Source organism: Microbacterium sp. W4I20, from assembly GCF_030816505.1.
In the GTDB taxonomy this organism is placed as follows: Bacteria; Actinomycetota; Actinomycetes; order Actinomycetales; family Microbacteriaceae; genus Microbacterium.
In genome coordinates this window covers 474,718-496,171 of sequence record NZ_JAUSYB010000001.1, presented here as the reverse complement: position 1 = coordinate 496,171, position 21,454 = coordinate 474,718, and the positions used below count along the sequence as shown (strand labels likewise).

The 21,454-nt window shown below is 69.2% G+C and carries 22 protein-coding genes and 1 tRNA gene; 3 read left to right on the top strand and 20 right to left on the bottom strand.

Annotation, left to right across the window (positions count from 1 at the left end):
- The first annotated feature begins 36 nt into the window (after positions 1 to 36).
- The gene (locus QFZ21_RS02410) at positions 37 to 465 is read left to right on the top strand and encodes a hotdog fold thioesterase (protein WP_307374064.1); all 429 of its coding nucleotides are present in this window, start codon (positions 37 to 39) and stop codon (positions 463 to 465) included.
- On the opposite strand, the gene QFZ21_RS02405 is transcribed toward QFZ21_RS02410, so the two are convergent.
- Both QFZ21_RS02405 and QFZ21_RS02400 read right to left on the bottom strand, forming a co-directional pair.
- Positions 440 to 1,003: a GNAT family N-acetyltransferase gene (locus QFZ21_RS02405; RefSeq protein ID WP_307374062.1), complete on the bottom strand. Its 564-nt coding sequence runs from the start codon at positions 1,001 to 1,003 to the stop codon at positions 440 to 442. The two genes, QFZ21_RS02410 and QFZ21_RS02405, sit on opposite strands and share 26 nt — an antisense overlap.
- A gap of 3 nt (positions 1,004 to 1,006) precedes the next feature.
- A complete protein-coding gene (locus tag QFZ21_RS02400; RefSeq protein ID WP_282217145.1) occupies positions 1,007 to 1,627 on the bottom strand; it encodes an ANTAR domain-containing response regulator in 621 nt (206 codons plus the stop codon).
- Positions 1,628 to 1,719: 92 nt separating this feature from the next.
- Between QFZ21_RS02400 and QFZ21_RS02395 the strand changes: the two genes are divergently transcribed.
- Both QFZ21_RS02395 and QFZ21_RS02390 read left to right on the top strand, forming a co-directional pair.
- A tRNA-Leu gene (locus QFZ21_RS02395) sits at positions 1,720 to 1,802 on the top strand.
- 65 nt (positions 1,803 to 1,867) lie between these two features.
- The gene (locus QFZ21_RS02390; protein WP_307374058.1) at positions 1,868 to 2,080 is read left to right on the top strand and encodes a DUF2945 domain-containing protein; all 213 of its coding nucleotides are present in this window, start codon (positions 1,868 to 1,870) and stop codon (positions 2,078 to 2,080) included.
- Here the strand turns inward: QFZ21_RS02390 and QFZ21_RS02385 are convergent.
- The 18 genes from QFZ21_RS02385 to fmt all read right to left on the bottom strand — a co-directional run bounded on the left by QFZ21_RS02385 (position 2,077) and on the right by fmt (position 21,448).
- Complete coding sequence (locus QFZ21_RS02385) at positions 2,077 to 2,751, bottom strand: triacylglycerol lipase (protein ID WP_307374055.1); 675 nt, start codon at positions 2,749 to 2,751, stop codon at positions 2,077 to 2,079. The genes QFZ21_RS02390 and QFZ21_RS02385 overlap by 4 nt on opposite strands.
- Positions 2,748 to 3,560, bottom strand: a complete 813-nt coding sequence (locus QFZ21_RS02380; protein ID WP_307374053.1) for an alpha/beta fold hydrolase — start codon at positions 3,558 to 3,560, stop codon at positions 2,748 to 2,750. The genes QFZ21_RS02385 and QFZ21_RS02380 overlap by 4 nt, the downstream gene beginning before the upstream one ends.
- Positions 3,561 to 3,693: 133 nt before the next feature.
- Positions 3,694 to 5,145 (bottom strand): pyruvate kinase, encoded by a 1,452-nt coding sequence (gene pyk / locus QFZ21_RS02375; RefSeq protein ID WP_307374051.1) that lies wholly within the window; start codon positions 5,143 to 5,145, stop codon positions 3,694 to 3,696.
- Between the two features lie 62 nt (positions 5,146 to 5,207).
- Entirely contained in the window at positions 5,208 to 6,674 is a 1,467-nt protein-coding gene (locus QFZ21_RS02370) for a glutamate synthase subunit beta (RefSeq protein ID WP_307374049.1), read from the bottom strand.
- On the bottom strand, positions 6,667 to 11,247 hold the full coding sequence (gene gltB, locus QFZ21_RS02365) for a glutamate synthase large subunit (protein WP_307374046.1): 4,581 nt from the start codon (positions 11,245 to 11,247) through the stop codon (positions 6,667 to 6,669). The genes QFZ21_RS02370 and gltB overlap by 8 nt, the downstream gene beginning before the upstream one ends.
- Before the next feature lie 82 nt (positions 11,248 to 11,329).
- Positions 11,330 to 12,355, bottom strand: a complete 1,026-nt coding sequence (gene lgt, locus QFZ21_RS02360) for a prolipoprotein diacylglyceryl transferase (protein ID WP_307374044.1) — start codon at positions 12,353 to 12,355, stop codon at positions 11,330 to 11,332.
- 10 nt (positions 12,356 to 12,365) lie between these two features.
- A complete protein-coding gene (gene trpA / locus QFZ21_RS02355) occupies positions 12,366 to 13,169 on the bottom strand; it encodes a tryptophan synthase subunit alpha (protein WP_307374042.1) in 804 nt (267 codons plus the stop codon).
- A complete protein-coding gene (trpB, locus tag QFZ21_RS02350; protein WP_307374040.1) occupies positions 13,166 to 14,434 on the bottom strand; it encodes a tryptophan synthase subunit beta in 1,269 nt (422 codons plus the stop codon). The genes trpA and trpB overlap by 4 nt, the downstream gene beginning before the upstream one ends.
- Positions 14,431 to 15,204: an indole-3-glycerol phosphate synthase TrpC gene (gene trpC, locus QFZ21_RS02345; RefSeq protein ID WP_307381179.1), complete on the bottom strand. Its 774-nt coding sequence runs from the start codon at positions 15,202 to 15,204 to the stop codon at positions 14,431 to 14,433. Before trpC ends, trpB begins: the two co-directional genes overlap by 4 nt.
- Before the next feature lie 2 nt (positions 15,205 to 15,206).
- Positions 15,207 to 15,437, bottom strand: coding sequence for an HGxxPAAW family protein (locus QFZ21_RS02340; RefSeq protein ID WP_307374038.1), 231 nt, complete (start codon positions 15,435 to 15,437; stop codon positions 15,207 to 15,209).
- Positions 15,438 to 15,483: 46 nt separating this feature from the next.
- The gene (locus tag QFZ21_RS02335) at positions 15,484 to 16,074 is read right to left on the bottom strand and encodes a Trp biosynthesis-associated membrane protein (protein ID WP_307374036.1); all 591 of its coding nucleotides are present in this window, start codon (positions 16,072 to 16,074) and stop codon (positions 15,484 to 15,486) included.
- A complete protein-coding gene (hisI, locus tag QFZ21_RS02330) occupies positions 16,071 to 16,430 on the bottom strand; it encodes a phosphoribosyl-AMP cyclohydrolase (RefSeq protein ID WP_307374033.1) in 360 nt (119 codons plus the stop codon). The genes QFZ21_RS02335 and hisI overlap by 4 nt, the downstream gene beginning before the upstream one ends.
- Positions 16,427 to 17,188 (bottom strand): imidazole glycerol phosphate synthase subunit HisF, encoded by a 762-nt coding sequence (gene hisF / locus QFZ21_RS02325; protein WP_307374029.1) that lies wholly within the window; start codon positions 17,186 to 17,188, stop codon positions 16,427 to 16,429. Before hisF ends, hisI begins: the two co-directional genes overlap by 4 nt.
- Positions 17,188 to 18,030: an ATP phosphoribosyltransferase gene (gene hisG, locus QFZ21_RS02320; RefSeq protein WP_307374027.1), complete on the bottom strand. Its 843-nt coding sequence runs from the start codon at positions 18,028 to 18,030 to the stop codon at positions 17,188 to 17,190. Before hisG ends, hisF begins: the two co-directional genes overlap by 1 nt.
- Before the next feature lie 38 nt (positions 18,031 to 18,068).
- Positions 18,069 to 18,332 (bottom strand): phosphoribosyl-ATP diphosphatase, encoded by a 264-nt coding sequence (locus QFZ21_RS02315; protein ID WP_307374025.1) that lies wholly within the window; start codon positions 18,330 to 18,332, stop codon positions 18,069 to 18,071.
- Positions 18,329 to 19,009 carry a ribulose-phosphate 3-epimerase gene (rpe, locus tag QFZ21_RS02310; protein WP_307374023.1) on the bottom strand — a complete coding sequence of 227 codons (681 nt, stop codon included), beginning with the start codon at positions 19,007 to 19,009 and terminating at the stop codon, positions 18,329 to 18,331. The genes QFZ21_RS02315 and rpe overlap by 4 nt, the downstream gene beginning before the upstream one ends.
- A gap of 4 nt (positions 19,010 to 19,013) precedes the next feature.
- Positions 19,014 to 20,531, bottom strand: a complete 1,518-nt coding sequence (locus tag QFZ21_RS02305; RefSeq protein WP_307374021.1) for an RsmB/NOP family class I SAM-dependent RNA methyltransferase — start codon at positions 20,529 to 20,531, stop codon at positions 19,014 to 19,016.
- Positions 20,528 to 21,448, bottom strand: a complete 921-nt coding sequence (gene fmt, locus QFZ21_RS02300; RefSeq protein ID WP_307374019.1) for a methionyl-tRNA formyltransferase — start codon at positions 21,446 to 21,448, stop codon at positions 20,528 to 20,530. Before fmt ends, QFZ21_RS02305 begins: the two co-directional genes overlap by 4 nt.
- Between the last annotated feature and the right edge of the window lie 6 nt (positions 21,449 to 21,454).

Below are 21,454 nucleotides of genomic sequence, written 5' to 3'. Positions count from 1 at the left end.
CTAACGAGGACGACAGACACCCGCTGAGGAGGATTCATGAGCGACGTCGCCACGAGCGAGGGACTCGACTGGGCCACCGCCCGCGGAATGGGCGCACTCGCCCAGAAGATGGGCATGGAGTTCCTCGAGTTCAGCCTCGAACGCTGCGTCGCCACGATGCCCGTGGAGGGCAACACGCAGCCGGTCGGCCTCATGCACGGCGGCGCGTACGTCGTGCTCGGTGAGTCGCTCGGCTCGATGGCCGCGAACCTGCACGCCGGCCCCGGCCGCCTCGCCGTCGGCGTCGACATCAACGCCACGCACACGCGTTCCGCCACTTCCGGCATCGTCACCGGCGTCTGCACTCCCGTGCACCTCGGTCGCAGCATCACGGTGCACGAGATCGTGGTGACCGACGATCAAGGCCGCCGCTGCTCGACCATCCGCATCACGAACATGGTCAGGGACGCGCCGGGCGCGAGCTGAACGGTTCTTCCAGCAATCGCTGGAACAGCAGGTGGTCTTGCCACTCCCCCGCGATCCGGAGATACTTCGGCGCTGAGCCGATCCGCACGAAGCCGTTCTCGGCGAGCACGCGCTGCGAGCCGGCGTTGTGCACGAGCGTCGCTGCCTGCAGCCGGTGGAGCTTCAGCTCGTCTCGCGCGTACTCCGTCACCCGGCGGACAGCGCGCGTGGCGAGTCCTCGCCGCAGCCGCGACGCGTCGATCCAGTACCCCAGGTCGGCGCTCCAGAACGCACCGCGCACGATGTTGTTCAGGTTCATTCGCCCTCGGATCTCGCCGTCGGTCGAGACGATGAGAAATCGGATGCTGCGTCCGGCCGCGGCATCCGTCACGCACCGTCGGGCGTCTTCCTCCTGCCAGGCGTCGGTGAAGAACGTCTCGTCGCGAGTCGGTTCCCACGGCGCGAGGTGAGCGCGATTCGTGAGGTAGGCGCGTGCGAGCGCCGGTCCGTCACCGGCCTCGACCGGCCGCATCACATGCTCGGCGTCGAGCCGGAGCACGGGCTACTTCTTCGGCGCGAGCTGCTCGATGATCGCCTTGGCGACGTCCTGCATCGTGAGACGACGGTCCATCGACGCCTTCTGGATCCAGCGGAACGCCTCCGGCTCGCTGAGCCCCATCTTCTCGTTCAACAGACCCTTGGCCCGGTCGACGAGCTTGCGGGTCTCGAAGCGCTCGACCATGTCGGCGACCTCGGCCTCGAGCGTGATGATCTGCTCGTGGCGGGCGAGGGCGATCTCGATGGCCGGGAGGAGGTCGTTCGGCGTGAACGGCTTGACGACGTAGGCCAGTGCGCCGGCCTCGCTGGCCCGCTCGACGAGCTCCTTCTGGCTGAACGCGGTGAGCAGCACGACCGGGGCGATGTTCCCCTTGTGCAGCTTCTCGGCGGCGCTGATGCCGTCGAGCTGGGGCATCTTGACATCCATGATGACGAGGTCGGGGCGGAGTTCGGTGGCGAGGGCCACGGCGGTCTCGCCGTCTCCCGCTTCTCCGACCACATCGAAACCGTTGTCGCGGAGGATCTCGACGATGTCGAGACGGATCAGCGATTCGTCTTCGGCGACGACGACGCGTCGGGGTGCGGATGCCGTGGGCTCAACAGCCTGCTCTTCTTGCTCGGTCACAGATCCATCCTAGTGGAGAGGCCCTGTGCACCGGCGGTGGCGCGGCGCTCGGGCCGGTCCTCCTGCGCTAAAGTCGAAGTCGCGACACACGAGCCGGCGTGGCGGAATGGCAGACGCGGAGCACTCAAAATGCTTTGTCCGAAAGGGCGTGTGGGTTCGAGTCCCACCGCCGGCACCCAGAGAGTCCTCTGACTCGTCAACCCCCGTTCCTTCGGCGCGCCGCCTGCCTACTCTGGCGGCATGACAGATCTCTCCCAGGGCGACCGCGTCAGCTGGAACACGTCGCAGGGCCGCACCCGCGGGCGCATCGTCGAGCGCAAGACGCGCGACTTCACGTTCGCCGACCAGAAGTTCACGGCATCTGCAGACGAACCCTCGTTCATCGTGGAGTCCGAGAAGTCCGGCGACCGGGCGGCGCACCGGGGTTCGGCACTGCGCAAGCTGAAGTCCTAGCCCGCGGGCTCGGCAGGCTCCGCGGCGAGCACAGCCAATTCGGCGAGGACGCGCGGATGGGCCAGGATGCGGAAGTGCCCGCCCGTGTCGAGCCGTACGTTCTTCGCGCCGGCGAGCTCACTCCCCTCCGGGATGTGCGGGTCGAACTCGGCGTAGATCGAGACGATGCGCTCGTTGACGGCGAGCTGCTGCCCGAGGTTCACGATCGAAGGGTCGTCCGGCGAGAACGCGCGTAGAGTCCGCATCGGGATCCTGCGGGCATAGCTCGAGCCGCCGAAGGGCGTCGCCACCGCCAGCAGAGATCGGATACGACCGGCGGCCGGGCCGGTCATGGCGAGCTTCCCGGCCAGACCTCCCTTGCTGTGCGCCACGAGGATCACGTCGCTCAGTTCCTGCGCCTCGAGGAATGCGGCGACCTCGGCGGCCATCTCGGTGACGGGACGCTGGTTCCGCCGCAGCGCCTCGATGACGTGCACGGGGTGACCGCGCGCGTGCAGTGCCGCGATGAGCGGCTGCATGAACCTCCACGTCTCGTAGACACCGGGAAGCACGACGATGTGCGCGGCATCTCCGGTTGCGAAAGAGTTGGCATCCGCGCGATCGAAGAAGGCGCGCACCTGCCAGTACCCCGCATAGGCGTAGTCGGCGGCCCACCAGGCAGCGGCCTTCAACGGATTGATGGGGTGGCCTTCGATTCGGACCGGGCATGCACCTGCGCGGCATCCGGCCACGTCGACGCCGTGTGGAACAGGATGGCGTCGGCGACGGCGAGCGGGGCCGACTGCTGCACGACGTGGTGGTGGCCAGGGATCTCGACGAAACGAGCGACTCGGGCTGCATCTCGTAGGCGGCGGCACCACCCCCGTCCGGCGATCGGGTCGTCGCCACCTCGCAGGACGAGGAAGGGCATCGAGAGACGCCGGACCCGCTTCTCCATCGGGTAGGCGAGCATGTGCCGCAACTGGGTCAGATACCAGGGGATGCCACACCGCAGGTAGTCGGTGAACACGATCGTGTTGATCGCCGGGGTCTCCCCGAGAGTGTCGACGGCCAACGCGCGTGCCTGGGACGGCATCGTGCGGTGCCGTTCGTCGGCGACCGGGCCGATCGCGACGACCGCCGACACGGCATGCGGCCGGTGCAACGCCGCCTCGACGACCCATTGCGCACCCATCGAATGCCCCACGAGTACGATGCGCTCCTCGTTCAGCGTCGCGATGACATCGGCGAGGGCGCGGCCGAGGCGAGGCACGTCCGCCGCCTCGCGCGGCTGGGGGAGCCCGGCGAAGCCCGGCAGGTCGATCGAGACGACGCGGGTGGAACGGGCGAGCACGTCGTGCAGCCGCGAGAGGTAGCGATGCGACATCCCGATCCCGTGCACCAGCACGACCATCGGGGCGAGGGACCCGGCCGGGCGAGGACTCTCGATCACTCCGAACGTCAGTCCTCCGGTGCTGATGCGGCGGTGATCGGAACCCATGGGAGAAAAGCTACCGCGACCCGGATCGGGGGCGGCAGCGGGTTGACGCGCGGCGTCGGAACTGCGAAGCATCCGGGAACGACGAGAGGGACGGGACCGAAGTCCCGCCCCTCCCGTCAGCATCCGAACCAGGTCAGACGGTCGCTTCCTTGTAGATGGGTGCCGCACCGTTGACCGCGTCCCCGACCTTGTGGACGCGGATGTCGTTGGTGGAACCCACGATTCCGGGAGGGGAACCGGAGATCACGACGACCTTGTCCCCTTCCTCGGCCAGACCGCTGCCGAGCAGGTAGTCGTCGACCTGCAGGTACATCAGGTCGGTGTGCTGCACCATGTCGACGAGCGTGGAGCGGATGCCCCAGGTCAGCGCCATGCGGCGACGGATGTCGGGGTCGGGTGTGAACGCCAGCATCGGGATGCGCGAGCGCAGACGCGACAGACGGCGCGCGGAGTCACCCGACTGCGTGAACACGCAGAGGAACTTCGCCTCGACGAACTCGGCGACCTCGAGGGCCGCGAGCGTGATGGCGCCACCCTGCGTGCGCGGCTTCGTCGTGAGGGGCGCGATGCGCTCCAGGCCGTGCTCCTCGGTGGACTCGATGATGCGGGCCATGGTCTCGACGACCACGACCGGGTAGTCGCCGACGCTGGTCTCACCGGAGAGCATCACGGCGTCGGCGCCGTCGAGCACGGCGTTGGCGACGTCGGAGGTCTCGGCGCGCGTCGGCACCGGGCTGTTGATCATCGACTCGAGCATCTGCGTCGCCACGATGACGGGCTTCGCCATCCGGCGGGCGAGCTCGACAGCGCGCTTCTGCACGATCGGGACAGCCTCCAGCGGAAGCTCGACACCCAGGTCACCACGGGCGACCATGATGGAGTCGAACGCGTCGACGATCTCCTCGAGCGCGTCGACGGCCTGCGGCTTCTCGACCTTCGCGATGACCGGAACCCGGACACCCTCTTCGGCCATGATCTCGTGCACGCGGGTGACGTCCGAGGCGTTGCGGACGAACGAGAGCGCGATGAGGTCGGCGCCGATGCGCAGACCCCAGCGGAGGTCGTCCTCGTCCTTCTCACTGAGCGCGGGGACGTTCACGGCGACACCGGGCAGGTTGATGCCCTTGTTGTTCGACACGGCTCCGGCGACGATGACCTTCGTGGTGACGACGACGCCGTCGGTCTCGATGACCTCGACGCGCACCTTGCCGTCGTCGATCAGGAGGAAGTCGCCAGGGTTGACGTCCTGCGGCAGACCCTTGAAGGTCGTCCCGCAGATCTCCTTGTTGCCGATGATGTCTTCGGTGGTGATCTTGAAGATGTCGCCCTTGGCGAGCTCGTAGGGGCCGTTCTCGAACTTGCCGAGACGGATCTTCGGACCCTGCAGGTCGACCAGGATGGCCACGGCCCGACCGGCGTCATCGGCGGCACGACGCACGTTGGCGTAATTGTTCTCGTGGACGGAGTAGTCACCGTGGCTGAGGTTCAGGCGGGCGACGTCCACCCCCGCATCGATCAGTGCGCGCACCGTCTCATAGGTGGAAGTGGCGGGGCCCAGGGTGGCGACGATTTTCGCGCGTCTCAACAGAATTCTCCAGGGTAGAAAAGTGGGGGAAGGTGAATCAGGCGACGGTGCCGCGGCTCAGCCTACGCGGGCTGGAGTCCGATCGCGACATCATGCGGTCGCACCGGCTCGGGAAGCACCGTGGTGCCCATGAGGAACCGATCGACATTGGCCGCAGCAGCACGACCCTCGGCGATGGCCCAGACGATCAACGACTGTCCGCGACCGGCGTCGCCGGCGACGAAGACACCCGAGACCGTGGACTCGTAGGAGGAGTCGCGGCGGAACGCTCCGCGATCCGTGACCTGCGGGAGCGTGTCCTCGGTGTAGCCGTCCTGCTCGGGGCCGGTGAAGCCCATCGCGATGAGGACGAGGTCCGCGGGAATCTCGCGCTCGGTGCCGCTCTTGGGCACGCGGCGTCCGTCGACGTACTCGGTCTCGGCGACGCGGAGTGCGCGCACCTCGCCCACCTCGTTGGAGAGGAACTCGACGGTGGAGGCGAGGAACATCCGCTCGCCGCCCTCCTCGTGGGCTGAGGCCATCTCGAACAGGGTCGGCATCATCGGCCACGGCTGGTGATCGGGACGCTCCGACGCGGGCTGCTTGCCGATCGCGAGGTTCGTCACGCTCAGCGCGCCCTGGCGGTGGGCCGTCCCGATGCAGTCGGCACCGGTGTCACCGCCGCCGATCACGATGACGTGCTTGCCCTCGGCGGTGATCTGCTCGGTGACCTTGTCGCCGGCGACGGCGTGGTTCGACTCGACGAGGTACTCCATCGCGAAGTGCACACCGTCGAGGTCGCGCCCCGGGATCGGAAGATCGCGCGGCACCGTGGCGCCGGTCGCGATGATGACCGCGTCGTAGCGCGCCCGCAGATCGGCCCAGGAGATGTCCTTCCCGATCTCGACGCCGGCGCGGAAGCGCGTCCCCTCCTCCTGCATCTGGCGAAGGCGCGACTCGAGCTGCCCCTTCTCCATCTTGAAGTCGGGGATGCCGTAGCGGAGCAGTCCGCCGATCCGGTCGTCGCGCTCGAACACCGCGACCGTGTGTCCGGCGCGGGTGAGCTGCTGCGCCGCGGCGAGGCCGGCCGGCCCCGATCCCACGACGGCGACCGTCTTGCCGGTGAGACGCTCCGGCGGCTCGGGCTCGACCCAGCCCTTCGCGAAGGCCTCATCGATGATCGAGACCTCGATCTGCTTGATGGTGACCGCCGGCTGATTGATGCCGAGCACGCAGGAGCTCTCGCACGGTGCGGGGCACAGCCGTCCGGTGAACTCCGGGAAGTTGTTCGTCGCGTGCAGACGCTCGATGGCGGCGCGACCCTCGCCGCGCCACGTGAGGTCGTTCCACTCCGGGATCAGGTTGCCCAGCGGGCATCCGGAGTGGCAGAACGGCACACCGCAGTCCATGCAGCGCCCGGCCTGGCGCTGCAGCACGGCCTTGTCGCCGCGCTCATAGACCTCTTTCCAGTCCATGATGCGCACCGGCACCGGTCGGCGGGCGGGGAGTTCCCGCTCGGTCACCTTCAGAAAGCCTTTGGGATCAGCCACCGGTCACCTCCAGGATGCGGTTCCAGACGATGTCGCCGTCGGGGTCGATCCCCTCGGCGAGTGCTTCCTCGCGCATGGTGCGCACGGCCGCGAAGTCACGCGGCAGCACCTTGACGAATTCCGTCGCCGTCTCTTCGAATCGCTCGAGGAGAGCGGCAGCGCGCGGCGACGCCGTGCGCTCGACGTGGCTGACGAGCAGGCTGCGCAGCACCTCGAGATCGGCGCGGTCCAGAGCCTCGAGGAGAAGCTCCCCGCTGCCCAGCGACTGCGCGTTCACCTTCGCGGTGTCGAGCGCGTGCACGTAGGCGACGCCGCCGGACATGCCGGCACCGAAGTTGCGACCAGTGGATCCGAGGATCACGGCGAGACCACCGGTCATGTACTCGAGCGCGTGGTCTCCCACGCCCTCGACGACCGCGGTGGCGCCCGAGTTGCGCACGAGGAACCGCTCCCCCACGACACCCGAGAGGAACATCGTGCCCGAGGTCGCGCCATAGCCGATGACGTTGCCGGCGATCACGTTCTCATGCGGGGCGATCGTGGAACCGCGCGGCGGGCGGATCGTGATGTCGCCGCCCGAGAGGCCCTTGCCCACGTAGTCGTTGGCGTCGCCCTCCAGGCGGAGGATGATGCCGGACGGAAGGAACGCACCGAGCGACTGCCCGGCCGTGCCGTGCAGCGTGACGTCGATGGTCTCCTTGGGCAGGCCGGCCGCGCCGTGGCGCGAGGTGACCTGGTGGCCCAGCATCGTGCCGACCGCGCGTTCGGTGTTCGCGATGGGCAGCTCGACCACGACCGGTTCGCCGTTGAGCAGCGCGCCCTTCGCGATGTCGATCAGCTGCACGTCGAAGTGCTTCTCGAGCTCGTGATCCTGGGAGCGACCGCTGCGACGCGGCTCCCCCGCCGGGAACGCCGGTCCGTCGAGCACGGGGCTGAGGTCGAGGCCCTCCGCCTTCCAGTGATCCACTGCCGCGTTGACCTCGATCAGGTCGGCGCGGCCGACGATCTCGTCGATCGAGCGGTAGCCGAGCTCCGAGAGCAGCTCGCGCACCTCCTCAGCGATGAACTCCATGAAGTTGACCACGAACTCGGGCTTGCCCGTGAAGCGCTCGCGCAGCGCAGGGTTCTGCGTCGCGACGCCCACGGGGCAGGTGTCCAGGTGGCAGACGCGCATCATGATGCAGCCGCTGACCACGAGCGGAGCGGTCGCGAAACCGAACTCCTCCGCCCCGAGCAGGGCGCCGATGATCACGTCGCGGCCGGTCTTGAGCTGCCCGTCGACCTGCACGACGACCCGGTCGCGCATGCCGTTGAGCATGAGCGTCTGCTGGGTCTCGGCGAGGCCGAGCTCCCACGGCGTCCCGGCGTGCTTGAGGGAGTTCAGCGGGCTCGCGCCAGTGCCTCCGTCGTGACCGGAGACGAGGATGACATCGCTGAGCGCCTTGGCGACACCCGCGGACACCGCGCCGATGCCCGACTGGCTCACCAGCTTGGTGTGGATGCGCGCCTCGGGGTTCGCCCGCTTCAGGTCGAAGATGAGCTGCTTCAGGTCTTCGATCGAGTAGATGTCGTGGTGCGGCGGCGGCGAGATGAGGCCCACACCCGCCGTCGCGTGACGCGTGCGCGCCACCCACGGGTACACCTTGGTCGGCGGCAGCTGACCGCCCTCGCCGGGCTTGGCGCCCTGTGCGAGCTTGATCTGGATGTCGTCCGACTCGGTGAGGTACAGACTCGTCACGCCGAAGCGACCGGAGGCCACCTGCTTGATCGCGCTGCGTCGCTCGGGGTCGACCAGCCGGTCGGTGTCCTCGCCGCCCTCGCCGGTGTTCGACTTGCCGCCGATGCTGTTCATCGCGATCGCGAGCGTCTCGTGGGCTTCGCGGGAGATCGAGCCGTAGCTCATCGCTCCGGTCGAGAAGCGCTTGACGATCGCGGACACGGGCTCGACCTCGTCGAGCGGAACGGGCTTGCGCGTTCCGGTCTTGAGCGCGAACAGCCCGCGCAGCGTCTTGAGCTCGGCCGCCTGGTCGTCGACGAGCTTCGTGTACTCGCGGAAGATGTCGTAGCGGCGCGTCCTGGTGGCGTGCTGCAGCTTGAACACCGTCTCCGGGTTGAACAGGTGCGGAGACCCGTCCCGGCGCCACTGATACTCGCCGCCGGTCCAGAGGCGCTCGTGGGCGCGCGCCGCAGCATCCTCCGGGTAGGCGTAGTCGTGCCGCGCCTGGTTCTCGGCGAAGATCTCGGCGATGCCGATCCCGCCGAGCTTCGACTCGGTGCGGGTGAAGTAGGCGTCGATGAACTCCTGGCCGAGTCCGACCGCCTCGAACACCTGTGCGCCCGCATAGGACGAGACCGTGGAGATGCCCATCTTCGACATGATCTTGAGCACACCCTTGCCGAGCGCGTAGATCAGGTTCTTGACGGCCTTCTCCGGAGAGATGCCGGTGATGTATCCGGTGCGCACGAGGTGCTCGACCGTCTCCATCGCCAGGTACGGGTTGATCGCCGATGCGCCGTACCCGATCAGCGTGGCCACGTGGTGGACCTCGCGTACGTCGCCGGCTTCCACGATGAGCCCGACCTTCATGCGGTTCTCACGGCGGATGAGGTGGTGGTGGATCGCCGACACCATGAGCAGCGACGGGATCGGCGTCAGATCCTTGTTCGAGTCGCGGTCCGACAGGATGATGAACTCTGCGCCGTCCTCGATCGCCGCATCGACCTCGGCGCACATCTCGGCGAGGCGCTCCTGCAGAGACTCGGGCCCGGAGTCGAAGTGGTAGAGGCCGCGGATGGTCACGCTCGAACGGTCGGGCAGCGCCTTGTCGATGTGCCGGATCTTCGCGAGCTCGTCGTTGTCGATGACCGGGAAGTCCAGCGAGACGGTGCGGGTGTGCTCCGGTCCCCAGGACAACAGGTTGCTCTCGGGTCCGAGTCCGAGCTTGAGGCTCGTCACGACCTCTTCGCGGATCGAGTCCAGCGGCGGGTTGGTCACTTGCGCGAACTGCTGCGTGAAGTAGTCGAACAGCAGACGGGGACGCTTGCTGAGCACGGCGATCGGCGTGTCCGATCCCATCGCGCCGAGGGGCTCGACCCCCGTCTGCCCCATCGGGGTCAGCAGGATGCGGATCTCCTCCTCGGTGTACCCGAAGGTCCGCTGACGGCGGGTGATCGACGCGGCGGGATGCACGATGTGCTCGCGCTCGGGCAGATCGGCGAGACGCACGGCCCCGGCATCCAGCCACTCCTGCCACGGGTGCATCGTGGAGAGGTCGCGCTTGATCTCCTCATCTTCGACGATGCGGCGCTGCGCGGTGTCGACGAGGAACATCTTGCCCGGCTGCAGCCGCCCGCGGCGCTTGATGCGCTCCGGCTCGAAGGTCAGGACGCCGGTCTCGGAGCCGATCACGACGAGCCCGTCGGTGGTCTCGGTCCAGCGGCCGGGACGCAGCCCGTTGCGGTCGAGCGTGGCACCGACGAGGGTTCCGTCGGTGAAGATGAGCGCGGCGGGGCCGTCCCACGGCTCCATCTGGTTCGAGTGGTACTCGTAGAACGAGCGCAGCTCCGGCGAGATGTCGGCCTGCTTCTCGTACGCCTCCGGCACCATCATCATGATCGCGTGCGGCAGGCTGCGGCCGGTGAGCGTCAGGAGCTCGAGCACCTCGTCGAACGAGGCCGAGTCGCTCGCGCCGTCGGTGCAGATCGGCAGCAGGGGCGCGACGTCACCGAGCAGCTCGGACTCGAGCTGCGACTGACGGGCGCGCATCCAGTTGCGGTTGCCGCCGACCGTGTTGATCTCGCCGTTGTGGGCGAGCATGCGCAGCGGCTGAGCGAGCGGCCACGACGGGAACGTGTTGGTGGAGTAGCGCGAGTGCACCACGGCGAGCTCCGATGCGAACCGCTCGTCCTGGAGATCCGGGTAGAAGGGCTCGAGCTGCAGAGTCGTGACCATGCCCTTGTAGCCGAGCGTGCGGCTGGACAGCGAGACGAAGTAGGCGCCGAGCTCATGGCCGGCACGCTTGCGCAGGCGGTACGCGACACGGTCGAGCGCGATGTCGGTGAGCGGTGCCTCCGCGTGGGAGCCGCCGCCTGCGCTGACGAACAGCTGCTCGAAGGCGGGCCGGGCCTCGTCGGCGAGCTTGCCGAGGTTGTCGTTGGCGGTGGGCACCTCGCGCCAGCCGAGCACGCGCAGTCCCTCGGCACGGGCGATCTTCTCGATGCCGGCCTTCTGCTCGCGGCGGACGCTCGAGTCCCGGGGCAGGAAGGCGAGCCCCGCAGCGTACTCGCCCACCGGCGGCAGCTCGAAGCCGGCGACCGCGCGCAGGAACTCGTCGGGCATCTGCGTCAGGATGCCCGCGCCGTCTCCGGTGCCGGCATCCGACCCGATCGCACCACGGTGCTCGAGGTTGCGAAGTGCCTGCAGCGCGAGCGCGATGATGTCGTGCCCCGCCGTGCCGCGCAGCGTCGCCACCATGGCGAGGCCGCAGGCGTCCTTCTCGAACGCGGGGTTGTACATGCCCTGCTTGGCCGGGAAGTTCAACCCGACCGGTGCGCGGAGGTCGCTCGATGCCATGCGGTACCGTCCTCAGATCGTTCAGATGACCCGGGGACGTCATTGGCCGGGCGGATGCGTGGGTTCCTCGCGGACGAGGAGGCTAGCGAGAGCCTTCCGAGTCCGTGGGAGCGGTGCTTGTGGCGCTGGCTCCTGCGGTGACTTCTTCGGCCGGAGGCTCGCTCACGTCGACGAAATCGGAGGGATTGTCCTGCGATTCTACATCAGCGCCTTCGTCGGTCCGTCCGCGGCCGGGCTGGTAGGGCGACGGCTCGAGGCCCGGGTGACGACGCGTCTGCACGATGAGGATCGCGATACCGACGACGATGCCGATGATCGCGGCCCAGACGTTGCTGCGCAGGCCCAGGATGATCTCGCTCGGGTCGATGCGGATCGACTCCCAGACGACACGGCCGGCGCTGTACCAGATCAGGTAGATCGCGAACAGACGGCCCCACTGGAAGAAGAGCTTGCGGCCGAGCCACAGCAGCACGATCACGCCGAGACCGTTCCAGAGCACTTCGTAGAGGAAGGTGGGGTGGAAGAGCGTGCCCTCCGGAAGGCCGGCGGGGAAGGCCGAGTTGTCGGCGGGGATCTCGAGACCCCACGGCAGATCGGTCGGAAGACCGAACAGCTCCTTGTTGAACCAGTTGCCGAACCGGCCCATCGCCTGAGCGAGGAGCAGACCGGGCGCGAGAGCGTCGGCGAAGGTCCAGAAGCGGATGCCTGTCCACCGGCATCCGAGATAGGCGCCGATCGCGCCGCCGATGAGGGCGCCGAAGATGGCGATACCCCCCTCCCAGATCGCCCAGACGGAACCGGGCTCGAACGGGTTCCAGGTGTTCCTGCCCTCACCGAAGTAGAAGTTCGGGTGCGTCAGCACGTGGAAGACGCGCGCACCGATGATGGCGATCGGAACGGCCAGGATCGAGATGTCGATCACGACCCACGGTTCGGCGCCGCGCTTCGTGAGGCGGCGATTCGTCAGCAGCGTGGCGGCGATGATGCCGGCGATGATGCAGAGCGCGTAGAAGTGGATCCGGATCGGACCCAGATCGATGAAGGACACCGGAGGGCTCGGGATGCTGGCGAGCACGCCGTTGAAGGTGCTGTGAAGCGCGAGGGACATGAGTGCGATTCTAGTTCTCGTGATCGGGGCGTTCCGACGACGTGCCGGATGCCAGGTTTCGGGTGACCTCGGCGAGAGCGGGGATGCCGCCGTCGCGCAGGGCTCGGACCAGCGCGGTGCCGACGATCGCGCCGTCCGCGTATTCGGAGACGCCCGCGATCTGCTCGGCCGTCGAGATGCCGATGCCGACGCAGGCCCGCGTCGCCCCGTGCTCGCGGAGCCGGCCCACCAGGGTGCGGGCCGCGCGGTCGAGCTCGGTGCGCTCCCCCGTGATGCCCATGGTCGACACCGTGTAGACGAAGCCCGTGGAGGACTTCACGACCAGGTCGAGGCGTTCGTCCGTCGAAGTGGGCGCGGCGAGGAAGACCCGGTCGAGACCGGTGCGCTCGCTGGCGGCGATCCACTCCCCCGCGACATCGGGCGTGATGTCGGGCGTGATGAGTCCGGCGCCGCCGGCCGCGAGCAGATCGTCGGCGTAGCGGTCGACGCCGTACTGCATGACGGGGTTCCAGTAGGTCATGACGAGCACCGGGACGTCGGTCGCGGCGGTGATCGCGCGGATCGCCGTGAAGAGGTCGGCGGTCGTGAATCCGGCGGCCAGCGCCTGGGTCGTCGCCTCCTGGATGATCGCGCCGTCCATCACCGGGTCGCTGTAGGGCGGGCCGAGTTCGATGATGTCGACGCCGTTCTCGGCGAGGGCGATGGCGGCCTGGATGCTGGTCTCGAGGTCGGGGAACCCGACGGGCAGATAGCCGACGAATGCACTGCGTCCGGCGGCGTGCGCGCGGGCGAGGGCGTGTTCCACGCGGCTCATAGCTGCGGCTCCCCCTTCGAGGCCAGGTCTTCTTCGGCGCTCTCGTCGCTGACGTCGTGCGCGAGAGCGGCTTCGTCGTACAGCTCGAAGTACCGCGCCGCGGTGTCCATGTCCTTATCGCCGCGTCCGGAGAGGCAGACGGCGATGACGGCATCCGGACCCAGCTCGCGGCCGATGCGCAGCGCGCCCGCGAGGGCATGAGCGGATTCGATCGCCGGAATGATTCCCTCGGTCCGGCTCAGCAGGCGGAGGGCCTGCATGGCCTCGTCGTCGGTGGCAGGAATGTACTCGGCACGGCCGATGTCCGCGAGCCAGGAGTGCTCGGGGCCGACACCGGGGTAGTCGAGTCCGGCCGAGATCGAGTGCGACTCGATCGTCTGCCCATCCTGGTTCTGGAGCACATAGGTCCGCGAGCCGTGCAGGACTCCCGGGCGCCCGCGCTCGATCGACGCCGCGTGACGGTCGGTGTCGACGCCGTCGCCAGCCGCCTCCACTCCGTAGAGCTTGACGCCCTCGTCGTCGAGGAAGGCGTCGAACATGCCGATCGCGTTGGATCCGCCGCCCACGCACGCCAGCACCGCATCGGGAAGGCGACCGACCTCGTCGAGCAGCTGCTGGCGCGCCTCCTCGCCGATGATCTTCTGGAAGTCACGGACCATGGCGGGGAACGGATGCGGCCCCGCGGCCGTGCCGAAGACGTAGTTGGTGGTCTCGACCGAGGCGACCCAGTCGCGGTAGGCGTCGTTGATCGCGTCTTTCAGGGTGCGCGATCCGGATGTGACGGGGACCACCTCCGCGCCGAGCAGACGCATGCGGGCGACGTTGAGCGCCTGCCGCTCGGTGTCGACCTCGCCCATGTAGATCGTGCAGTCGAGGCCGAACAGTGCCGCAGCCGTCGCCGTGGCGACGCCGTGCTGACCGGCACCCGTCTCGGCGATCACGCGGGTCTTGCCGAGCCGCTTCGTGAGCAGCGCCTGACCGAGCACGTTGTTGATCTTGTGCGAGCCGGTGTGGTTCAGGTCCTCGCGCTTGAGGAACACGCGCGCGCCGCCGGCGTGCGCGGCGAACCGCTGCACTTCCGTGATCGCTGACGGCCGCCCGGCGTACGAGCTCAGCAGGTGCGCGAGCTCGGCACGGAAGTCCGGATCCGCGACGGCCGCCTCGTACGCGACGGTCAGCTCGTCGATCGCGGCGATCAGCGACTCGGGCATGTACCGCCCGCCGAACTCGCCGAAGTAGGGGCCGTGCTGATCGCGCAGACTCACGATGCCTCCAGGAAGCTCTTCAGGGTGGCGACCGGATCGCCGGTGACCAGCGCCTCGCCGATCAGGACCACGTCGGCGCCGGCGGAGCGATAGTGCACGACATCATCGGGTGTGAGGACAGCCGACTCGGCGATCTTCACCGCGGTGTCGGGGATGCGCTCGACGAGGCGGCCGAACAAATCGCGGTCGAGTTCGAGGGTCTTCAGGTCCCGCGCGTTGACGCCGATCAGCGGCGCACCGAGATCGATCGCGGCTTCGAGCTCGTCGGCGGCGTGAGTCTCGACCAGAGGCGTCATCCCGAGTTCGGTGATGAACCCGAACAGGTCACGCAGCACCGCGGGCTCCAGGCCGGCGACGATCAGCAGCACGAGATCCGCACCGGCTGCTCGTGCTTCGAGCACCTGATAGCGGTTGGCGATGAAGTCCTTGCGCAGCACCGGCAGCGAGACGCGAGCGGTGACCGCCTCGAGGTCGGCGAGGCTGCCGCCGAACCGCCGCTCCTCGGTGAGGACGCTGATCGCCGAGGCTCCCCCGGTCTCGTAGAGCGACGCCTGCAGTGCAGGGTCGGGAATCTCGGCCAGAGCGCCGCGCGACGGGCTCGCCCGCTTCACCTCGGCGATGATCTTCACGCGATCGGCGGGCGCGAGGAACGACAGGGCGTCCTTGGCGGCGGGCCGCGCGAGAGCCTCTCGTTCCACGACGGCGAGAGGACGCGACAGGGCGCGACGCTCTGCGTCTGCGACAGCGCCGGCCGTCAGGTCGGCGAGCACCATTAGTGTGCCTTCGGAGAGTACTTCGGACCCTTCACGCCGTAACCGGCCCGGGCGAGCACCCAGCCGACGATCGCGCCGATCGGGATGAGCGCCGCGGTGATCCAGACCAGGAGGGGCTGCTCGAAGCAGAACGCGACGGTCGCGGCGGTGAAGCCGACGAGCATGATCACGACGGCGGTCCAGGCCGCAGGCGAGTGTCCGTGGCCGGGGTCAGCGATCGGGTTGGTCATGTTTCCTCCGGGGACGACGTGCGGGGCGGGAATCAGTCTATCGGGGTCACCGTGTCGGATCGGTTCCGCGGGACAGCTCGTCCCAGGAATCGACCGCATCGACCGGTCCCTCGTGTGCGGTGTGCTCGGCGTTGTCGGTGCGGTAGCGGCGGCCGCCGGTCTTCCAGCCGCGCCAGGTCAGGAGCACGACGACGGAGGCGGCGAGCAGGATCACCCAGCCCACCAGGGCGATGACCGGCCACGCCGAAGGCACGATGGCCCGGACGACGTCGCTGAGGGCGTCGCCGCCGGCCAGGCCCGTCGCCTCGGTCACCGCGGGTGCCACGGCGCTGAGGGGCGCGGTCAGCAGCACCTGGAGCGTCGACCAGCCCAGGAACACGGATGCTGCGCCGGCGAGTACGCCGAAGACGAGCCGCACGGGCTTGGCGGCGATCGACAGCGCGGCGCCGAGCGCCAGCACCGCCAGGCTCAGCGGCGCCAGCAGCACCAGTGCCGATGCACCGGGGACCAGGATCGCCTCGCCGGCGTCGGCCCGTTCGACCGTCAGCCAGGTCTGCGTCGAGGAGATGATGCCGATGGCCCCCGCGAGCAGGAACCCGGAGACGGCGATCGACCGACCGCGGCGCGCGAGCGTCACGGCGCGGCCGTTCCCACGACCGCGTCGAGATCCGTCGTGTCGAAGCAGGTGTGCGTGCCGGTGTGGCAGGCCGGGCCGGTCTGGTCGACCAGGAGCAGGATGGCGTCGCCGTCGCAGTCCAGGCGGGCTTCCCGGACGACCTGGATGTGGCCGGAGGTATCGCCCTTGCGCCAGTACTCCTGGCGGGACCGCGACCAGTAGGTCGCGCGGCCCGAAGTCAGCGTCCGGCGCAGCGCCTCCGCGTCGACCCAGGCGAGCATCAGCACCTCATGGGTGTCCCACTGCTGCACGATGACGGGGGCGAGCCCGTCGGCGTTGAAGGCGACCTGGCCGATTCGTTCCTCGACGGTACTCACCGGACCAGCACTCCTTCCGCGCGCAGCGCGTCCTTGACATCGCCGACCGTGAGCGCCCCGGTGTGGAACACGCTCGCGGCGAGGACGGCATCCGCTCCCGCCTTGATGGCCGGGGCGAAGTCCGCGGCCTTCCCCGCGCCGCCGGAGGCGATCACCGGGACCGTCGCGATCTCGCGCATGAGACGGACCAACTCGAGGTCGAAGCCGTCGCGGGTGCCGTCGGCGTCGATCGAGTTCACCAGCAGCTCGCCGGCTCCGCGCTCCGCGGCCTCCCGCGCCCAGACGAGCGCGTCGAGCGTCGTCTGCGTGCGGCCGCCGTGGGTGGTGACGACGAAGCCCGACGGCGTCGTGTCGGCCCGCTTCACGTCGAGGGACAGCACGAGCACCTGGGCACCGAACCGATCCGCGATCTCGCCGAGCAGGTCAGGGCGGGCGATCGCGGCGGAGTTGACGCCCACCTTGTCGGCGCCCACGGCGAGCAGACGTGCGACGTCGTCGACGCTGCGCACTCCCCCGCCCACCGTGAGCGGGACGAAGACCTGCTCGGCGGTGCGCTGCACGACGTCGTAGGTCGTCGCCCGGGCGTCGACGGTCGCCGTCACATCGAGGAAGGTGATCTCATCGGCGCCCTGCGCCGCGTAGTGCCGGGCGAGCGCGACCGGATCGCCCATGTCGCGCAGGTTCTCGAAGTTGACACCCTTGACGACGCGGCCGTCGGCCACATCCAGACAGGGGATGACGCGGCTGGCGAGCGTCATCAGAGCCTCGCGTTGTGGATCGCGGTGACGAGGATGGCCCGCGCGCCGAGCGCGTACAGAGCGTCCATCACGTGGTTGACCCTCGACCGCGCGACCATGACGCGCACCGCCACCCACTCCGGGTCGCGCAGCGGAGACACGGTCGGCGACTCCACGCCCCCGGCGATCTTCACCGCATCGTCGAGGAGGGCGACCGGCAGGTCGTAGTCGATCATCACGAATCGCCGCGCCACCATCACGCCGCGGAGCCTCCGCAGCAGCGTCTCCGAACCCTCTGCGTCGACCGGTCCCGCGATGAGCACGGCCTCGGACTGCAGGATCACCGGTCCGAACACGTCGAGGCCTGCCTGGCGGAGCGTGGTGCCGGTCTCCACGACGTCGGCCACGGCATCCGCGACGCCGAGGCGCACCGCCGACTCCACGGCTCCGTCGAGCGGCACCAGGTCGACCGCGATGCCGCGCTCGTCGAGGAACGCGTCGACCAGGCCCGGGTACGACGTCGCGATGCGCAGGCCGTCGAGCTCGGAGACGTCGGTGTACTTGCCGGCGGGTGCGGCGAAGCGGAAGGTGGAGCCGGCGAAGCCGAGCGCCTCGATCTCCCGTGCCCCCGGCATCCGTGCGTCGAGGAGCAGATCACGGCCGGTGATGCCCACGTCGATGGCGCCGGATCCCACGTAGGTGGCGATGTCCTTCGGACGGAGGAAGAAGAATTCGACGTCGTTCTCGGCGTCGACGACATGAAGGGTCTTGGGGTCGCGGCGACCGGCGTAGCCGGCCTCGGCGAGCATGTCGGCGGCGGTCTCGGAGAGCGAGCCCTTGTTCGGAACAGCGATGCGCAGCATGGACGGCTTTCAGTTCGAAGGAGTGAGAACGGAGCGCATCACAGATGTCGGTAGACGTCCTGCAGACTGAGGCCCTTCGCGAGCATCATCACCTGCAGGTGGTAGAGCAGCTGCGAGATCTCTTCGGCAGCGGCTTCGTCGGACTCGTACTCGGACGCCATCCAGACCTCGGCGGCCTCTTCGACGATCTTCTTGCCGATCGTGTGCACGCCGCCGTCGAGCTCGGCGATGGTCCGGGATCCCTCAGGACGGGTCTCGGCCTTGGCGCTGAGCTCGGCGAACAGCTCGTCGAAAGTCTTCACCCGTCAAGGCTAGCGGCTCGGGCGCGGTCTCTGAGCCGGGTGACGGCCGCCTCGATGTCGTCCGCGCCGTACACCGCAGAACCCGCGACGAACGTGTCGGCCCCTGCGGCTGCCGCCATCTCGATGGTGCTGTCGGAGATGCCGCCGTCGACCTGCAGCCACACCTGCGACCCGCGTCGTCTCGCTTCCTCGGCGAGAGAGCGGAGCTTCGGCATGGTCTCCTGCATGAACCCCTGACCGCCGAACCCCGGCTCGACCGTCATCACCAGGATCTGGTCGAACTCCTCCAGGACCGAGTACAGGCCGTCCGCGGGGGTGTCGGGCTTGATCGCGATGCCGGCACGGGCGCCGATGTCACGGAGGCGTCGAGCGAGGGCGATCGGATCCGCCGCCGCCTCGAGGTGGAACGTGACGCTCGACGCGCCGATCTCCGCGTAACCGGGCGCCCAGCGGTCGGGGTCGGTGATCATGAGGTGCACATCGAGCGGGATCGGGCTGGTCGCCTGGATGCGCTCGACCATCTGCGGTCCGAACGTCAGGTTCGGGACGAAGTGATTGTCCATCACATCGACGTGCGCGAAGTCCGCCGACGCGATGCGGGCGAGATCGGCCTGCAGGTTCACGAAGTCGGCCGCCAGGATGCTGGGGTTGATGCGCGGGGCGCTGGGGAGTTCCACGGTCCTAGTGTTCCTTCGGTCGGTCGGTCGCGGAACCCTCGCGCTGCAGCAGCGCGAGGAACATGGCGTCGGTGCCATGACGGTGCGGCCAGAGCTGGGCGCTGCCGGATCCGGTTCGACCGTCCTCGGCGAGGTCGATCGGCGATCGGGCGAGCTGCGAGATCGCAGCACGGGCATCGAGCTCGGTGATGTCGGTGCGCCCGCGGAGCACCTCCTGCACGACACCCACGGTCTCAGCGAGGTGCGGCGAGCAGGTCACGTACGCGACGACGCCGCCGGGTGCGAGCGCCTCGAGGGCGGCGCTGAGCAGATCCACCTGCAGCGGCACGAGCTCGGCCACGTCTGCCGGAGTCTTCCTCCACCGCGCCTCGGGGCGTCGTCGGAGCGCGCCGAGACCGGTGCAGGGTGCGTCGACGAGGATCCTGTCGAACTGCCCCGCGTGGGTGGCGGCGAGTTCGCGGCCATCCTGCTCGTGGACGACGACGTCGCCCGGGACGGCGCGCAGGGCGTTGCGCACGAGGCGGGCGCGGGTCGGCACGATCTCGTTGGCCTCCAGCACAGCGCCGTGCTGACGGGCGATCGCCGCGAGCAGCGCGGTCTTGCCTCCGGGCCCGGCGCAGAGGTCGAGCCAGCGCTCCCCCTCGCGGATCGGCAGGACGTCGGCGAGGGCGAGGGCGACCAGCTGCGAGCCCTCGTCCTGCACGCGGACGGTGCCACCGGATGCCGAGACGGAGTGCCGCGGATCGCCGCCGGGTGACCCGAAGGCGGTGGCGGCGAACGGACGTCGGGGCTCAGCCGGCTCCGCGAGTCCGGGCAGCGCGACCAGCGTCACCTCGGGCGAGACGTTGTCCGCTGCGAGGAGCGCCTCGAGCTCCTCCGAACGCCCTTCGGCCGCCAGCGCCCGTCGCAGCGCCCGGATGATCCACACCGGGTGCGCCGACCGCAGCGCGAGCCGCTCATCGTCGGAGCGGGCGTCCTGCTCGATCCGCTCCTGCCACTGCTCCGGCGTCTCACGCGTGATGCGTCGGAGCACGGCGTTGGCGAAGCTCGACGCGCCGCGGCCCGAGACCGTCGCCACGAGGTTCACGGACTCGTTGACGGCCGCGTGCGGCGCGACGCGCGTGGCGAGCAGCTGGTGCACGGCGAGCCGGAGCGCATCGAGCACCGCCGAGTCGATGCCGTCGGTCGCACGGTCGGCGGCTGCCGCGATGATCGCGTCGTAGAGGCCGCGGCGTCGCAGGGTGCCGTACGTCAGCTCGGTCGCGAGGGCGGCATCCTGCGGTGAGAGTCCAGCGTCGGCGATCGCCGCCGGCAGCAGCAGATTCGCATAGGCGTCGGAGTCCGATACGGCGCGCAGCACGTCGAACGCCACCCGTCGCGCCGGCTGAACGGTGCGCGACGGGCCGCGCTGTCCGGAGGATGCGTCGTTCGGCTTCCGTGCTCCGCCCTGGCGTCCACCGCTTCCGGACCTCTGGTCGCCGCGTGGTCGGCGGGGCCCTCTCCCCTGCTCTGCTCCGGTCATGATCCTGCTCGCCGTTCTTCCGTGCCGTGCTGGCCGCGCCACCAGTCCACCGCGCTCATCGCGCCCTTGCCCGCCGGCTGCACGCGCGTCACCGCCAGCGGAGTGGATGCCGTGCCGATGAGCAGCGCCGACCGGGTGCCGACGATGGCCCCCGGTTCGAGAGGCTCGACGTCGTCCGCCGGCGCCGCGTCGAGAATCTTCAGCCGCAGACCGTCGACCGTGGTGTGCGCGCCGGGCTCGGGGGTCACTCCGCGGAACTGCGCGTGGATGACATCGACCGGTTGTGACCAGTCGAGGAGTCCGTCAGCCAGTGAGAGCTTCGGGGCGACGGTCGGAGTTCCGTGCTGCGGGACCGCTTGCGCCGTGCCGTCGGCGATCGCGTCGACCACATCGGCTGTGAGCTCGGCACCGTCGATGGCGAGGAAATCGAGAGCGACGTCCGCGGTCGCGCCCGCGGGAACATCGACCGGGCGCGCGGCGAACACGTCGCCGGCGTCGAGCTCCGCGACGAGCTGGAACACGCTCGCGCCGAGCACTTCATCGCCGGCGATCAGCGCCCGTTGCACCGGTGCCGCGCCCCGCCAGGCGGGCAGCAGCGAGAAGTGCAGGTTGATCCAGCCGGCATCCGGGGCAGAGAGCAGCGGCTCGCGCACCAGCCCGCCGTACGCCACGATCACGCCGAGCTCGGGTCGCAGCGCGACGATCTGCGCGGTCGCCTCGGCGTCGAGGCGCGCGGCCTTGATCACGGGGAGGCCGAGTTCCGCCGCCGCCTGAGCGACCGGTGACGGCGTGAGGACCCGCTTGCGACCGAGCGGCGCGTCGGGGCGGGTGACCACCGCGGCGATCTCGTGGTCCGTCGCCAGACGTCGGAGGGTGGGCACGGCAGCAGCGGGTGTGCCGGCGAAGACGAGGCGCATGAAGGT

Bases quoted from the DNA above. Each gene is read 5' to 3' on its own strand.
- QFZ21_RS02410 (WP_307374064.1), top strand. From the start codon at position 37: ATGAGCGACGTCGCCACGAGCGAGGGACTCGACTGGGCCACCGCCCGC.
- QFZ21_RS02390 (WP_307374058.1), top strand. From the start codon at position 1,868: ATGACAGATCTCTCCCAGGGCGACCGCGTCAGCTGGAACACGTCGCAG.
- QFZ21_RS02380 (WP_307374053.1), bottom strand. From the start codon at position 3,560: ATGGGTTCCGATCACCGCCGCATCAGCACCGGAGGACTGACGTTCGGA.
- gltB (WP_307374046.1), bottom strand. From the start codon at position 11,247: ATGGCATCGAGCGACCTCCGCGCACCGGTCGGGTTGAACTTCCCGGCC.
- lgt (WP_307374044.1), bottom strand. From the start codon at position 12,355: ATGTCCCTCGCGCTTCACAGCACCTTCAACGGCGTGCTCGCCAGCATC.
- trpA (WP_307374042.1), bottom strand. From the start codon at position 13,169: ATGAGCCGCGTGGAACACGCCCTCGCCCGCGCGCACGCCGCCGGACGC.
- QFZ21_RS02340 (WP_307374038.1), bottom strand. From the start codon at position 15,437: ATGACCAACCCGATCGCTGACCCCGGCCACGGACACTCGCCTGCGGCC.
- hisF (WP_307374029.1), bottom strand. From the start codon at position 17,188: ATGACGCTCGCCAGCCGCGTCATCCCCTGTCTGGATGTGGCCGACGGC.
- hisG (WP_307374027.1), bottom strand. From the start codon at position 18,030: ATGCTGCGCATCGCTGTTCCGAACAAGGGCTCGCTCTCCGAGACCGCC.
- QFZ21_RS02305 (WP_307374021.1), bottom strand. From the start codon at position 20,531: ATGACCGGAGCAGAGCAGGGGAGAGGGCCCCGCCGACCACGCGGCGAC.
- fmt (WP_307374019.1), bottom strand. From the start codon at position 21,448: ATGCGCCTCGTCTTCGCCGGCACACCCGCTGCTGCCGTGCCCACCCTC.